Raw genomic sequence first — 15,142 nt, 5'->3', positions numbered from 1 at the left:
GGCACGAGGCGATCCCGGCCTACATATGGACTTATCCCTAAGGATTAGTCGATGCTGCGTTGGATCTCGATGATTTCGAACACTTCGATCATATCGCCAACGCGAACGTCGTTGTAGTTCTTAACGCCGATACCACATTCCATGCCGTTACGGACTTCGTTAACGTCATCTTTGAAGCGGCGCAGGGATTCCAGCTCGCCTTCGTAGATAACCACGTTGTCACGCAGTACGCGGATTGGGTTGTGACGCTTGATGGTACCTTCGGTAACCATACAGCCCGCGATCGCACCGAATTTCGGTGATTTGAACACGTCACGCACTTCAGCCAGACCGATGATCTGCTGTTTCAGCTCAGGAGACAGCATACCGCTCATCGCGGCTTTCACTTCGTCGATCAGGTTATAGATGACGGAGTAGTAGCGCAGATCCAGGCTTTCCGCTTCGATCACGCGGCGAGCAGATGCATCAGCACGCACGTTGAAGCCAACCAGGATAGCGTTGGATGCCGCAGCCAGGGTTGCGTCGGTTTCGGTGATACCACCTACGCCAGAACCGATGATCTTCACTTTCACTTCGTCGGTAGACAGTTTCAGCAAGGAGTCGGAGATCGCTTCCACAGAACCCTGAACGTCCGCTTTCAGAACGACGTTCACTTCGTGAACTTCGCCTTCAGCCATGTTCGCAAACATGTTCTCAAGTTTAGATTTCTGCTGACGCGCCAGCTTAACTTCACGGAATTTGCCCTGACGATACAGTGCCACTTCACGCGCTTTCTTCTCGTCACGCACAACGGTCACTTCATCACCGGCAGCCGGAACACCGGACAGACCCAGGATTTCCACTGGAATGGACGGACCTGCTTCCAGCACTTCCTGACCCAGTTCGTTACGCATCGCACGAACGCGACCGTATTCGAAGCCACACAGAACGATGTCGCCCTTGTTCAGCGTACCTTCGCGAACCAGAACCGTTGCAACCGGACCACGACCTTTATCCAGGAAGGATTCGATTACCGCACCGCTCGCCATACCTTTACGAACGGCTTTCAGCTCCAGAACTTCGGCCTGAAGCAGGATAGCGTTCAGCAGGTCGTCGATACCAGTACCCGCTTTTGCAGATACAGGGATGAACTGCGCTTCGCCGCCCCACTCTTCCGGCATAACGCCGTACTGAGACAGTTCGTTCTTCACGCGGTCCAGATCGGCTTCTGGCTTATCGATTTTGTTGACCGCAACAACCAGAGGCACCTGCGCCGCTTTCGCGTGCTGGATAGCTTCAATGGTCTGTGGCATAACGCCATCGTCTGCTGCAACAACCAGTACAACGATATCCGTAGCCTGAGCACCACGAGCACGCATTGAGGTGAACGCTGCGTGGCCTGGGGTATCCAGGAAAGTGATCATGCCGTTTTCAGTTTCTACGTGGTAAGCACCGATGTGCTGGGTAATACCACCCGCTTCGCCGGAGGCAACTTTCGTAGAACGAATGTAGTCGAGCAGAGAGGTTTTACCGTGGTCAACGTGACCCATGATGGTCACAACCGGTGCACGCGGTTCAGCCGCAGCGCCAGTGTCACGGTCGCTCATTACTGCTTCTTCCAGCTCGTTTTCACGACGCAGGATAACTTTGTGGCCCATCTCTTCGGCAACCAGCTGTGCGGTTTCCTGGTCGATAACCTGGTTGATGGTCGCCATTGCGCCCAGCTTCATCATCGCTTTGATGACCTGAGAGCCTTTAACCGCCATCTTGTTCGCCAGATCGCCAACGGTGATGGTTTCGCCAATCACGACGTCACGGTTAACCGCCTGAGCTGGCTTCTGGAAGCCCTGCTGCAGAGAAGAACCTTTACGCTTACCGCCTTTACCACCGCGAACCGCTGCACGAGCTTCTTCGCGGTCAGCTTTAGATTCAGCGTGTTTGTTACCTTTCTTAGCCGGACGCGCGGCTTTTGCATTACGACCACGGCCACGGCCGCCTTCTACTTCACGGTCGTTATCATCTTCAGCCTGACGCGCATGCTGAGAAGTGGTCACGTGATAGTCGCTGGTGTCTTCAGTCGGTTCAGCGGTATTCACGCCATTCTTCTCGTTTTCTTCTGCCATACGGCGCGCTTCTTCAGCGACGCGGCGAGCTTCTTCTTCCAGCTTACGGCGGGCTTCTTCTTCCGCTTTACGCTTCAGCTCGGCAGCTTCATTTTCACGGCGGGCTTTTTCAGCCTGGGCGGTTTTGGTCATTTCGTCTGTCTGTTGATTGCTCACTTTGTCTTTTTCCGCAGCGTCACGCTTCACTTTATCACTGGCGTCGCGTTTCGCTTTTTCTGCGGCCTCACGTTCAGCTTTTAATTCTGCTTCACGTTTGGCGGCTGCTTCCGCCTCACGCTGAGCTTGTTCTTCCGCTTCACGCTGTGCCTGCTCTTCCGCGGCAAGGCGTTCTGCCTCTTGCGGATCACGTTTTACAAAGGTGCGCGTCTTGCGGACTTCAATTTGTACCGATTTGCTTTTGCCACCGGTACCAGGAATGTTTAACGTGCTGCGCGTTTTGCGCTGCAGCGTTAACTTGTCAGGCGTAGAACCGTGTTCGCGGTTCAGGTGCGTTAACAAGGTTTGTTTTTCTTGCGCGGTCACCGAGTCATCAGCGGACTTCGGGATCCCTGCATCAGCAAATTGCTGTACCAGGCGGTCCACGGAGGTCTGAATCTCAGCAGCCAGCGATTTTACAGTTACATCAGTCATGCTGTTCCTTCCTGCTACAGTTTATTACGCTTCGTCGCCGAACCAGCAAATATTACGTGCGGCCATGATGAGTTCGCCGGCTTTCTCGTCGGTTAAACCTTCGATATCGGCCAGGTCATCAACGCCTTGCTCAGCGAGATCTTCCAGCGTACAAACACCACGGGCAGCCAGCTTGAACGCAATCGCACGATCAAGACCTTCCAGATTCAGCAGGTCATCAGCCGGCTTCTTATCGCCAAGGCTTTCTTCCTGAGCCAGTGCCAGGGTGGTCAGTGCGTTTTTAGCGCGTTCACGCAGGGCTTCAACGGTTGGCTCATCCAGACCGTCAATTTCCAGCAGCTCTTTCATTGGCACATAGGCCAGTTCTTCCAGCGTAGAGAAACCTTCTTCTACCAGAACAGTGGCGAAGTCTTCGTCAATGTCGAGGTATTTGGTGAAGGTATCGATCGCCGCATGGGCTTCAGCCTGATGCTTAGCCTGCAGGTCATCAACGGTCATGACGTTGAGTTCCCAGCCGCTCAGCTGTGACGCCAGGCGTACGTTCTGACCGTTACGGCCAATCGCCTGCGCCAGGTTGCCCGCTTCAACAGCGATATCCATGGTGTGTTTGTCTTCGTCAACAACGATAGACGCGACATCAGCCGGAGCCATTGCGTTGATCACGAACTGCGCCGGGTTGTCGTCCCACAGAACGATATCAATACGCTCGCCGCCCAGTTCGGTAGAAACCGCCTGAACGCGCGCACCGCGCATACCGACGCAAGCACCGACCGGGTCGATACGCTTGTCGTTGGTTTTCACCGCAATTTTCGCACGAGAGCCTGGATCGCGAGCTGCTGCTTTGATCTCAATAACTTCTTCGCCGATTTCCGGCACTTCGATGCGGAACAGTTCAACCAGCATTTCTGGTTTAGAACGGGTCACGAACAGCTGTGCTCCACGCGCTTCAGGGCGCACGGCGTACAGAACACCACGAATACGGTCGCCCGGGCGGAAGTTTTCACGCGGCAGCATGTCTTCACGCAGGATCACGGCTTCAGCGTTGCCCGGCATCCCTTCGGATTTAATTTCCAGAGAGATGTTGTCACGGTTCACTTTCTTCACCACGCCGGTGATGATTTCGCCTTCCTGATCGCGGAACTGATCGACAACCAGCGCGCGCTCGGCTTCGCGCACTTTCTGCACGATAACCTGCTTAGCGGTCTGGGTGGTGATACGGTCGAAGGTCACAGATTCAATCTGATCTTCAACGTAGTCACCCACGTTCAGACTTTCGTCTTCAAAACGTGCCGCTTCCAGGGTGATCTCTTTGGTCGGCTGGGTCACTTCTTCAACGATTACCCAACGACGGAATGTATCGAAGTCACCGCTTTTACGATCGATTTCTACGCGAACATCGATCTCTTGTTCGTATTTTTTCTTGGTTGCTGTAGCCAGTGCACTTTCCAGCGCTTCGAAAATTTTCTCACGCGGCAGTGATTTCTCGTTGGAGACGGCTTCAACAACAGCCAAAATTTCTTTGTTCATCGCGGGCTTTTCACCTCAATCCAGACTGTTAAAAGTGGGGAACCAGGTTCGCCTTCTGGATATTACTCAGCGCGAACACTTCATCTTTGCCTTCGACTGTTACCGTGATCATTTCACCATCAACGGCTTTGATAATTCCCTGCCATTTACGGCGGTTCTGTACGGCCATACGCAGAACGAGAGCCACTTCTTCACCGGTAAAGCGCACATAGTGCTCGGCCGTGAACATCGGGCGATCCAGGCCAGGTGAGGAAACTTCCAGGTTGTACGCAACGGTAATCGGGTCTTCAACATCAAGAACCGCACTCACCTGGTGGCTGACATCAGCACAATCATCAACATTGATGCCATCTTCACTATCAATATAGATGCGCAGCGTCGATGTACGGCCGCGAACGAATTCGATGCCGACCAGTTCGTAGCCCAGTGCTTCGACCGGTGCAGTAATCATCTCTGTTAATTTTTGCTCTAATGTGGACAAGCCCACCCCCAAGACATAAAAAAAGGGCGTAAAGCCCAGTTATTCTGTAGTCAGATAACAAAAAACCCCGATAAATCGGGGCTTTAGATAACTGAACCCTATAGCCACAACTGTGGCCTGGAGCACTCTCCGAAAGAATTTTTTCAAATCCAGCTACGAAGGCTCTAAGTCTTCACAGTATATTTGAAAAAGAACTTTATGGGAAAGTGGTTGCGGGGGCCGGATTTGAACCGACGACCTTCGGGTTATGAGCCCGACGAGCTACCAGGCTGCTCCACCCCGCGCCTGAAACGTGGCAAATTCTACGCGTTTTGGACAGAATTTGCAAATAATGCTGGGATTTGGTACCGAAGACGGGACGTAAAATCGGCGTTTAGTATATTGATAGTTGACCCCACCTGTCAACCCAGCTTCCGCCAGAGAGAACAGGCCAAATTTTTTACAAAAAACGCATGAGTCTCTTCCGGTATTCGATAAAAGATGATTAAATGAATACTCACTTATTTTGCATAAAAATGCACAAGAGAACGAAAGCGGTCTCTAATCAGTCAATCAAGCAGGGTTTTATTCTATGACGACGATTCTCAAGCATCTTCCGGTAGGACAACGTATTGGCATCGCTTTCTCAGGCGGCCTGGATACCAGCGCTGCACTGCTGTGGATGCGCCAGAAGGGAGCGGTTCCGTATGCATATACTGCGAACCTGGGTCAGCCGGATGAGGACGATTACGATGCTATTCCTCGTCGCGCTAAAGAGTATGGCGCAGAAAACGCGCGACTGATTGACTGCCGTAAGCAACTGGTTGCTGAAGGTATCGCCGCTATTCAGTGCGGTGCGTTCCATAACACCACGGGCGGCCTGACCTATTTCAACACCACCCCGCTGGGTCGTGCCGTCACCGGCACCATGCTGGTTGCCGCCATGAAAGAAGATGGCGTAAACATCTGGGGTGACGGCAGCACCTATAAAGGCAACGATATCGAACGTTTCTATCGTTATGGCCTGCTGACCAACGCGGAGCTGCAGATCTACAAGCCGTGGCTCGATACCGACTTCATCGACGAGCTGGGTGGTCGTCATGAGATGTCTGAGTTTATGATTGCCTGCGGCTTTGACTACAAAATGTCCGTTGAGAAAGCCTACTCTACCGACTCCAACATGCTGGGCGCGACGCACGAAGCGAAGGACCTGGAGTTCCTGAACTCCAGCGTGAAGATCGTTAACCCAATCATGGGCGTGAAGTTCTGGGACGAGAGCGTGAAGATCCCGGCAGAAGAAGTGACCGTGCGTTTCGAACGTGGTCATCCGGTTGCCCTGAACGGTAAGACCTTCTCTGACGACGTTGAACTGATGCTGGAAGCAAACCGCATCGGCGGTCGTCACGGTCTGGGCATGAGCGATCAGATTGAAAACCGTATCATCGAAGCGAAAAGCCGCGGTATCTATGAAGCTCCGGGGATGGCGCTGCTGCACATCGCTTACGAGCGTCTGCTGACCGGTATTCACAACGAAGACACCATCGAGCAGTATCATTCTCATGGTCGTCAACTGGGCAAACTGCTGTATCAGGGTCGCTGGTTCGATCCGCAGGCGCTGATGCTGCGTGACGCGCTGCAGCGTTGGGTAGCGAGCGCGATCACCGGTGAAGTGACCCTGGAACTGCGTCGTGGTAACGACTACTCCATTCTTAACACCGTGTCGGACAACCTGACCTATAAAGCCGAGCGTCTGACCATGGAAAAAGGTGAGTCTGTGTTTTCTCCGGACGACCGTATTGGTCAGTTGACCATGCGTAATCTGGACATCACCGATACCCGTGAGAAGCTGTTCAACTACGTTGAGAATGGTCTGCTCTCCGCGAATTCCGGTAACGGCCTGCCGCAGGTTGAAAACCTGGAGAATAGCGATAAGAAGTAATCGCTGATGTAACATGCAAAAGGCGCCCAATGGGCGCCTTTTTGTTTGGCTTTTGTAGGGCGGGTAAGCGCAGCGCCACCCGCTATTTTGCCCGGTGGCGCTGCGCTTAACGGGCCTACGAAAGGCAAAAGCTACAGACGAAAAAAAAGACGTCTTGCGACGTCTTTTTTCTGGAATATTGGTACCGAGGATGGGACTCGAACCCACAAGCCCGTTAGGGCACTACCACCTCAAGGTAGCGTGTCTACCAATTCCACCACCTCGGTACGGAATACTTACTGCGGGATATCGCTGGTTGGCTTAGCCGGTGCAGCTGGCTGAGTCTGCTCAGTTTTGGCTGGCGCGCTCAGATTTTCCCACTCGCTTCCTTTGCTGGTCTTGTTGCTGTTGATATTGCCCAGCACCAGACTGATGATGAAGAACAGCGTAGCCAGAATCGCCGTCGTGCGGGTCATGAAGTTCGCAGAACCACTTGAACCGAACAGCGTACCGGAAGCGCCTGCTCCGAAGGAGGCTCCCATATCAGCGCCTTTACCTTGCTGCAGCATAATCAGCGCTACGAGAGCGATGGCTACAATAAGGAAAATAACTAAAAGAGCTTCGTACATAATCAACCTGTTCCTTGCGGATTTGCCGCATACCAATGCTTCGACCAATTAGCAGGATTTTTGTTTCCCACTGAAGCGGGTGTGAATACTAACCAAAGCGAATGGCCTTCGCAAGGGCATTTTCGACGCATTGTATCAACTGCGGAAAAAAACAGCAAAAAGCCATTAATTGCTTAAAACAAAGGCGGCAAACGCCGCCTTTTTAAACATTTAGCATGCAAGATTATGCAGCTTTTACGGCATCCGCAATACGGTGCGCAAATTCGGTGACCTGCGCTTCGTCTTCGCCTTCCACCATCACGCGGATCAGTGGTTCGGTACCGGACTTACGCAGCAGCACGCGTCCACGGCTGCCCAGCGCCGCTTCAACGTCAGCCATTACCGCTTTCACGTTGTCATTTTCCAGCGGATCGCCTTTACCCGCAGTGAAACGCACGTTCACCAGGATCTGCGGGAACATTTTCATCCCGCTGCACAGATCGTGCAGGCTCATATGGTTGCGCGCCATCGCGGCAACTACCTGAAGCGCCGCTACGATACCGTCGCCAGTCGTGGTTTTGTCGAGCAGGATCACGTGGCCGGAGTTCTCAGCACCAATGCGCCAGCCCTTCTCCTGCAGCTTTTCAAGCACGTAGCGGTCGCCCACTTTCGCGCGGACGAACGGAATACCGAGCTGTTTCAGCGCCAGCTCCAGACCCATGTTGCTCATCAGCGTCCCAACCGCGCCGCCGCGCAGCTGACCCTGGCGCAGGCCTTCACGGGCAATGATGTAGAGGATCTGATCGCCGTCGACTTTATTACCTTCGTGGTCAACCATGATCACGCGGTCACCGTCGCCGTCCAGGGCAATACCCAGATCGGCTTTTTCCGCCAGCACGCGCGCCTGCAGGGCGCGCACGTCCGTCGCCCCGACTTCTTCGTTAATATTCAGACCATCCGGCTCGCAGCCGATGGCGATCACTTTCGCACCCAGCTCGCGGAAGACATTCGGCGCAATGTGATAGGTCGCACCGTTCGCACAGTCCACCACAATTTTGAGATGCGCCAGGCTCAGCTCGTTCGGGAAGGTGCCTTTGCAGAATTCGATATAACGACCCGCCGCATCGACGATACGGTTCGCTTTACCCAGCTCGGCGGAATCAACACAGGTGATCTCTTTTTCCATTTCGGCTTCAATGGCCTCTTCCACTTCGTCCGGCAGCTTGGTGCCGTCAATGGAGAAGAACTTGATGCCGTTGTCGTAGAACGGGTTATGAGACGCCGAAATCACAATTCCCGCTTCCGCGCGGAAGGTGCGCGTAAGATAGGCAACAGCAGGCGTTGGCATTGGGCCAGTAAAAGAGGCTGAAAGCCCTGCCGCTGCCAGACCCGCTTCCAACGCAGATTCCAGCATATAGCCCGAAATACGGGTATCTTTACCAATAATGATCTTACGTGAGCCATGACGCGCCAGCACCTTGCCGGCAGCCCAGCCGAGCTTCAGAACAAAATCAGGGGTAATTGGAGCATCGCCTACGCGCCCACGGATACCATCGGTACCAAAATACTTACGATTACTCATAGCGTTTGTTTTCCTTCGCTGCCAGTGTGGCTTCCACCACACGCATGGCTTCTACTGTTTCTTTGACGTCATGGACACGGATAATGTGCGCGCCTTGCATCGCCGCAATTACCGCGCAGGCCAGGCTGCCACTCAGGCGCTCGCTCGGTCCTACATTCAGCAATTGGCCAATCATCGACTTTCTCGACATACCCACCAGCAGTGGCAGACCAAAGTGATGAAATTCCGATAAGCGCGCAAGCAACGCATAATTGTGCGAGAGATTTTTACCGAAACCGAACCCCGGGTCGAGCAGCAATTTCTCTTTTGGGATGCCTGCACGCTCACAGCGTTCAATATGCTCAATAAAGAAGCGATTCACGTCGGCAAAGACATCATCATACTTCGGCGCTTCCTGCATGGTTTTCGGTTGCCCCTGCATATGCATCAGGCATACCGGCAGGCCGGTTTCTGCAGCGGCCTCGATCGCACCCGGTTCGGTCAGCGAGCGGATGTCATTAATAATGTGAGCACCCACTCTCGCCACTTCACGAATCACTTCTGGTTTGGACGTGTCGACGGAGATCCACACCTCGAAACGTTGCGCGATGGCCTCAACCACCGGCACCACGCGCGCCAGCTCTTCTTCCACCGAAACATCTGCCGCGCCGGGACGCGTCGATTCACCGCCCACATCTATGATGGTGGCACCCGCGTTGATCATTAGATTTGCGTGCTTAACCGCGTCGATAAGCGTGTTATGCGTGCCGCCGTCAGAGAAGGAGTCAGGGGTAACATTCAGGATCCCCATCACGTGCGGATGTGAAAGATCGAGATGCGAGTCCTGGGCGAAGAGTTTCATGGTTAAATCCCTGGTTTTAGTGTGGTTTAACGGAAAAGAAAAACCCCGGAGCAAGCTCCAGGGTTTGGGGTACAGACAAACGCTTCAACAGCAGTGACTTACTTGTCGCCCAACTGCTCTGACATGGTGTTGCCCGGGTTTGGCGTACGCGGTTCATCGACCGGACGCGGCGCGCGCGGGGTACCATTGTTGTCAGAATTGTTGGAAGCGCCTGGGTCTTCCCAGCCTGCTGGCGGACGCACTTCGCGGCGAGCCATCAGGTCGTCAATCTGCGGTGCATCGATGGTCTCATATTTCATGAGCGCATCTTTCATCGAATGCAGAATGTCCATATTGTCGTTCAGGATCTGACGCGCGCGACCGTAGTTACGTTCTATCAGCGCTTTCACTTCCTGGTCGATGATACGTGCCGTCTCATCGGACATATGTTTTGCTTTCGCCACGGAGCGGCCCAGGAATACTTCACCCTCTTCCTCTGCATACAGCAGCGGACCGAGTTTGTCGGAGAAGCCCCATTGAGTCACCATGTTACGCGCCAGGTTTGTCGCCACTTTAATGTCGTTCGACGCACCGGTAGAAACATGTTCTGGACCGTAGATGATCTCTTCTGCCAGACGACCGCCGTACAGGGTCGAAATCTGGCTTTCCAGCTTCTGACGGCTGGCGCTGATCGCGTCGCCCTCAGGCAGGAAGAAGGTCACACCCAGCGCACGGCCGCGCGGAATAATCGTTACCTTGTGTACCGGATCGTGTTCCGGCACCAGGCGACCGATAATCGCGTGACCCGCTTCGTGGTAAGCCGTGGACTCTTTCTGCGCTTCCGTCATCACCATGGAGCGACGTTCCGCACCCATCATGATTTTGTCTTTCGCTTTCTCGAACTCCACCATGGAGACCACGCGCTTGTTACCGCGAGCGGCAAACAGTGCAGCTTCGTTGACCAGGTTAGCCAGGTCCGCACCGGAGAAGCCCGGGGTACCGCGCGCAATGATTGCCGCGTCGATATCTGGCGCCAGCGGTACGCGACGCATGTGCACTTTCAGAATCTGTTCACGACCACGAACATCCGGCAGACCGACAACAACCTGACGGTCGAAACGGCCTGGACGCAGCAGCGCAGGGTCAAGTACGTCCGGACGGTTAGTCGCCGCGATAACGATAATACCTTCGTTACCTTCGAAGCCGTCCATCTCAACCAGCATCTGGTTCAGGGTCTGCTCACGCTCATCGTGACCACCGCCCAGGCCCGCGCCACGCTGGCGGCCTACGGCGTCGATTTCATCGATAAAGATGATGCACGGTGCTGCCTTCTTGGCCTGCTCGAACATGTCACGCACACGAGATGCACCGACACCCACGAACATTTCAACGAAGTCAGAACCTGAAATAGTAAAGAACGGCACCTTCGCTTCACCCGCGATGGCTTTCGCCAGCAGGGTTTTACCGGTACCCGGAGGGCCTACCATCAGGACGCCTTTCGGGATCTTACCGCCCAGTTTCTGGAAACGGCTCGGCTCGCGCAGGTATTCAACCAGTTCACCCACTTCTTCTTTTGCTTCGTCACAACCGGCGACGTCAGCAAACGTGGTCTTGATCTGGTCTTCCGTCAGCATACGCGCCTTGCTCTTACCGAACGACATGGCACCTTTGCCACCGCCGCCCTGCATCTGGCGCATAAAGAAGATCCAGACGCCGATAAGAAGCAGCATCGGGAACCAGGAAATGAAGATAGAAGCCAGCAGGCTTGGTTCTTCTGGCGGCTCGCCTACCACTTTGACGTTTTTGGTCAGAAGGTTATCAAGCAGCTTAGGATCGTTCACCGGGATGTAAGTCGTGTAACGGTTACTATCTTTCTTGGTAACGTTGATCTCACGTCCGTTGATACGCGCTTCGCGAACCTGGTCCTGATTGACCTCTTGCAGGAAGGTAGAATAATCCACCTTGCGGCCATTCGACTCGCTGGGCCCAAAGCTCTGGAATACTGACATCAGCACAACGGCAATGACCAGCCAGAGTATTAGGTTTTTCGCCATGTCACTCAAGGGATTAACCTCATATTACAACTGTGTTAAAAACAGCGTCAGGATACTCTATATCCAGTTTCATTCAAACTTTCGTCTGAAATCTCCCGGTTATCATTTTCGCCCGGTCGCTACAATATACACTTCACGGGAACGGGCCCGGGAAGAGTCCGGCTTACGAACTTTGACCTTCGCAAACAGGGAGCGAATTTCCTTAAGATACTCCTCGAAACCTTCGCCCTGAAACACCTTCACAACAAAACTACCACCAGGCGCTAGTACATCACGACACATTTCTAACGCTAGCTCCACCAGATACATGGCGCGGGGGATATCCACCGCCGGTGTTCCGCACATATTTGGTGCCATATCCGACATGACAACCTGGACCTTACTGTCACCAACACGATCAAGTAACGCTTTCAGCACTAATTCATCACGAAAGTCGCCCTGAAGGAAGTCGACACCAACGATGGGATCCATTGGTAAAAGATCGCACGCGATGATTCGGCCCGTTCCGCCGATCTGCGTTACCGCATACTGGGACCATCCGCCAGGTGCCGCACCGAGGTCGACAACCGTCATCCCCGGCTTAAAAAGTTTGTCACTTTGCTGTATTTCATCAAGTTTAAACCAGGCACGGGAACGTAACCCCTTTTTCTGTGCCTGTTGAACATATTTATCGCTAAAGTGTTCCTGAAGCCAGCGGCTGGAACTGGCAGAACGCTTTTTACCTGTCATTTAACATTTCCGTCCTGGTTCATCGTTGCTTGCCTGTGACGTAAATTTCTACGCAGCTATTTGGCGATATAAGGGAGATGGCGGTAGAATGAACCGTTTTCAATCCCAACGTAAGCAAAAATATACGATGAATCTGAGTACTAAACAAAAACAGCACCTTAAAGGTCTGGCACATCCGCTCAAGCCTGTAGTCATGCTTGGCAACAATGGTTTGACCGAAGGGGTGCTTGCCGAGATTGAACAAGCGCTGGAACACCACGAGCTGATCAAGGTGAAAATCGCCTCTGAAGACAGAGACACTAAAAACCTGATCGTGGAAGCCATCGTGCGCGAAACCGGCGCCTGTAATGTACAGGTCATCGGTAAAACGCTGGTGCTCTATCGCCCATCTAAAGAGCGTAAAATCTCGCTGCCACGCTAAGGATATCCTGAATCAATCACATTTTCTGTGTGAAACGAGGGATTTCTTTCAGCAGGCTCAGCAAAATGCCATGCTCCTTGAGTTGATAAAAGGCCGCTATGCGGCCTTTTTCTTTTCTTTACAATGTATCAACATCTTAGTAGAGAAGCGAATTACAGGTATTCAACCTTGATAATTTCGTATTCCACTTCACCGCCAGGGGTGCGGATGGTGACAACATCGTCCTGCTCTTTGCCAATCAGGCCGCGAGCAATGGGTGAGTTCACCGAAATCAGGTTCTGTTTGAAGTCTGCTTCATCATCGCCCACGATGCGATAGGTTTGCTCTTCATCGTTGTCGAGGTTCAGAACGCTGACGGTAGAACCAAAGATCACGCGACCGTTGTTAGGCATTTTGGTGATATCGATAACCTGCGCATTAGACAGTTTCGCTTCGATATCTTTAATGCGCCCTTCACAGAAACCCTGCTGCTCGCGCGCCGCATGGTATTCAGCATTCTCTTTCAGGTCGCCATGCTCACGGGCTTCCGCGATAGCGGCGATGATTTCAGGGCGACGCACGGATTTCAGGAAATCCAGCTCTTCGCGCAGTTTTTCGGCACCACGTAAGGTCATCGGAATAGCTTGCATTTGTTATACCTCTTAAACATTCCTGTTGGGAGCAGTGTTCCCTGCTCCTGCCCCCCGAAGCGGGCAAGAAGCAAAAAGAAAACCGACCCGGGAGCGACGCCCCAGGTCAGCAGCAATTTTTCAATTTGATACGCATTTTACCGCGAAGTTCACTATGGGTCATCGTTTACTTTGCAGTGCCATGCACCGTAGTATGACGGTTTGTTTTCGGGTTGTTAGCGCGAGATTATGCGATTTTCCAGTTTTATCATCGGATTGACTACCAGTATAACGTTCACCGCCCAGGCCGCGAATGTTGATGAGTACATTAATCAGCTCCCCGCAGGCGCGAACCTCGCCCTGATGGTGCAGAAGGTTGGCGCACAGGCTCCCGAGATTGACTATCACAGTCAACAGATGGCGCTGCCTGCCAGTACCCAGAAGGTGATCACTGCCCTCGCCGCCCTGCTCCAACTCGGGCCTGACTTCCGTTTTACCACCACGCTTGAAACCAAAGGTAACGTCGACGGTGGCGAACTGAAAGGCGATCTTATCGCCCGTTTCGGTGGCGATCCCACCTTTAAGCGCCAGGATATCCGCAACATGGTAGCGGTGTTGAAAAAATCCGGCGTGACAAAAATCGATGGCAACGTGCTGATCGATACCTCCATTTTTGCCAGCCACGATAAAGCACCAGGCTGGCCGTGGAACGACATGACGCAGTGCTTTAGCGCCCCGCCAGCCGCCGCGATTGTTGACCGCAACTGCTTCTCGATTTCCCTTTACAGCGCGCCCAAGCCAGATGATTTAGCGTTCATTCGCGTGGCATCTTACTATCCGGTGACCATGTTTAGCCAGGTGCGAACGCTGGCTAAAGGCTCCCCTGATGCCCAGTACTGCGAACTGGACGTGGTGCCTGGCGATCTTAACCGCTACACCCTCACCGGCTGCCTGACGCAGCGCGCCGATCCCCTGCCGCTGGCCTTCGCGATTCAGGATGGCGCAAGCTATGCGGGTGCGATTCTCAAGGATGAGCTGAAGCAGGCGGGAATAACCTACTCCGGCACGCTGCTACGCCAGACGCAGGTCAACCAGCCCGGAACGGTCATTGCCAGCAAACAGTCGCCACCGCTGCACGATTTGCTGCGAATTATGCTGAAAAAGTCTGACAACATGATTGCCGACACCGTGTTCCGCATGATTGGCCACGCGCGTTTCGGCGTGCCGGGAACCTGGCGCGCGGGCTCAGACGCTGTTCGTCAGATCCTGCGCCAGCAGGCGGGGATCGTTCTGGGTAACACTATCGCCGTTGATGGTTCAGGATTATCGCGTCATAACCTGATTGCCCCGGCCACCATGATGCAGGTGCTTCAGTACATTGCACAACATGACACTGAGCTAAACTTTATCTCAATGCTGCCGCTTGCCGGACACGACGGTTCGCTGCAATACCGCGCCGGGCTTCACGCGGCAGGTGTGGATGGCAAAGTATCCGCGAAAACAGGTTCACTGCAGGGGGTGTATAACCTGGCAGGGTTCATCACGACCGCCAGCGGACAGCGCATGGCATTCGTGCAGTATCTTTCCGGCTATGCCGTCGAACCGACCGACCAGCGCAACCGCCGTATTCCACTGGTTCGCTTCGAAAGCAGGCTTTATAAAGACATCTACCAGAATAACTAG

Annotated in this window: 12 protein-coding genes and 2 tRNA genes; 3 read left to right on the top strand and 11 right to left on the bottom strand. The window is 53.6% G+C overall.

The window, feature by feature from the left end:
* Positions 1–44 precede the first annotated feature (44 nt).
* The 4 genes from infB to ACTJI7_RS17160 form a co-directional block, all read right to left on the bottom strand.
* Positions 45–2,732 carry a translation initiation factor IF-2 gene (infB, locus tag ACTJI7_RS17175; protein ID WP_041907885.1) on the bottom strand — a complete coding sequence of 896 codons (2,688 nt, stop codon included), beginning with the start codon at positions 2,730–2,732 and terminating at the stop codon, positions 45–47.
* A gap of 24 nt (positions 2,733–2,756) precedes the next feature.
* Positions 2,757–4,259: a transcription termination factor NusA gene (nusA, locus tag ACTJI7_RS17170; protein ID WP_014885374.1), complete on the bottom strand. Its 1,503-nt coding sequence runs from the start codon at positions 4,257–4,259 to the stop codon at positions 2,757–2,759.
* Between the two features lie 28 nt (positions 4,260–4,287).
* Positions 4,288–4,740, bottom strand: a complete 453-nt coding sequence (gene rimP, locus ACTJI7_RS17165) for a ribosome maturation factor RimP (RefSeq protein WP_014833432.1) — start codon at positions 4,738–4,740, stop codon at positions 4,288–4,290.
* A gap of 207 nt (positions 4,741–4,947) precedes the next feature.
* Positions 4,948–5,024 (bottom strand) — tRNA-Met (locus ACTJI7_RS17160).
* A gap of 287 nt (positions 5,025–5,311) precedes the next feature.
* On the opposite strand from ACTJI7_RS17160, the gene argG reads away from it, so the two are divergent.
* Entirely contained in the window at positions 5,312–6,658 is a 1,347-nt protein-coding gene (argG, locus tag ACTJI7_RS17155) for an argininosuccinate synthase (RefSeq protein WP_028014551.1), read from the top strand.
* Between the two features lie 179 nt (positions 6,659–6,837).
* Here argG and ACTJI7_RS17150 read toward each other — a convergent pair.
* The 6 genes from ACTJI7_RS17150 to rlmE form a co-directional block, all read right to left on the bottom strand.
* A tRNA-Leu gene (locus ACTJI7_RS17150) sits at positions 6,838–6,924 on the bottom strand.
* Positions 6,925–6,933: 9 nt separating this feature from the next.
* Positions 6,934–7,266 (bottom strand): preprotein translocase subunit SecG, encoded by a 333-nt coding sequence (gene secG, locus ACTJI7_RS17145; protein ID WP_003861803.1) that lies wholly within the window; start codon positions 7,264–7,266, stop codon positions 6,934–6,936.
* A 223-nt stretch (positions 7,267–7,489) separates the two neighbouring features.
* A complete protein-coding gene (gene glmM / locus ACTJI7_RS17140) occupies positions 7,490–8,827 on the bottom strand; it encodes a phosphoglucosamine mutase (protein ID WP_028014552.1) in 1,338 nt (445 codons plus the stop codon).
* Positions 8,820–9,668, bottom strand: a complete 849-nt coding sequence (folP, locus tag ACTJI7_RS17135; RefSeq protein ID WP_014885377.1) for a dihydropteroate synthase — start codon at positions 9,666–9,668, stop codon at positions 8,820–8,822. The genes glmM and folP overlap by 8 nt, the downstream gene beginning before the upstream one ends.
* A gap of 98 nt (positions 9,669–9,766) precedes the next feature.
* Positions 9,767–11,701 (bottom strand): ATP-dependent zinc metalloprotease FtsH, encoded by a 1,935-nt coding sequence (ftsH, locus tag ACTJI7_RS17130; RefSeq protein WP_013098921.1) that lies wholly within the window; start codon positions 11,699–11,701, stop codon positions 9,767–9,769.
* A 102-nt stretch (positions 11,702–11,803) separates the two neighbouring features.
* Positions 11,804–12,430, bottom strand: coding sequence for a 23S rRNA (uridine(2552)-2'-O)-methyltransferase RlmE (rlmE, locus tag ACTJI7_RS17125; protein WP_003861812.1), 627 nt, complete (start codon positions 12,428–12,430; stop codon positions 11,804–11,806).
* A gap of 127 nt (positions 12,431–12,557) precedes the next feature.
* On the opposite strand from rlmE, the gene yhbY reads away from it, so the two are divergent.
* Complete coding sequence (yhbY, locus tag ACTJI7_RS17120; RefSeq protein WP_003861814.1) at positions 12,558–12,851, top strand: ribosome assembly RNA-binding protein YhbY; 294 nt, start codon at positions 12,558–12,560, stop codon at positions 12,849–12,851.
* Positions 12,852–13,003: 152 nt separating this feature from the next.
* Here the strand turns inward: yhbY and greA are convergent, their stop codons facing one another.
* Positions 13,004–13,480: a transcription elongation factor GreA gene (gene greA, locus ACTJI7_RS17115; RefSeq protein ID WP_006812122.1), complete on the bottom strand. Its 477-nt coding sequence runs from the start codon at positions 13,478–13,480 to the stop codon at positions 13,004–13,006.
* A 228-nt stretch (positions 13,481–13,708) separates the two neighbouring features.
* Between greA and dacB the strand changes: the two genes are divergently transcribed.
* Entirely contained in the window at positions 13,709–15,142 is a 1,434-nt protein-coding gene (gene dacB, locus ACTJI7_RS17110) for a serine-type D-Ala-D-Ala carboxypeptidase (RefSeq protein ID WP_440670454.1), read from the top strand.

It is taken from the genome of Enterobacter sp. 22499 (assembly GCF_052044815.1).
Taxonomy (GTDB): Bacteria; Pseudomonadota; Gammaproteobacteria; order Enterobacterales; family Enterobacteriaceae; genus Enterobacter; species Enterobacter bugandensis.
This window is presented reverse-complemented; position numbering and strand designations above follow the sequence as displayed.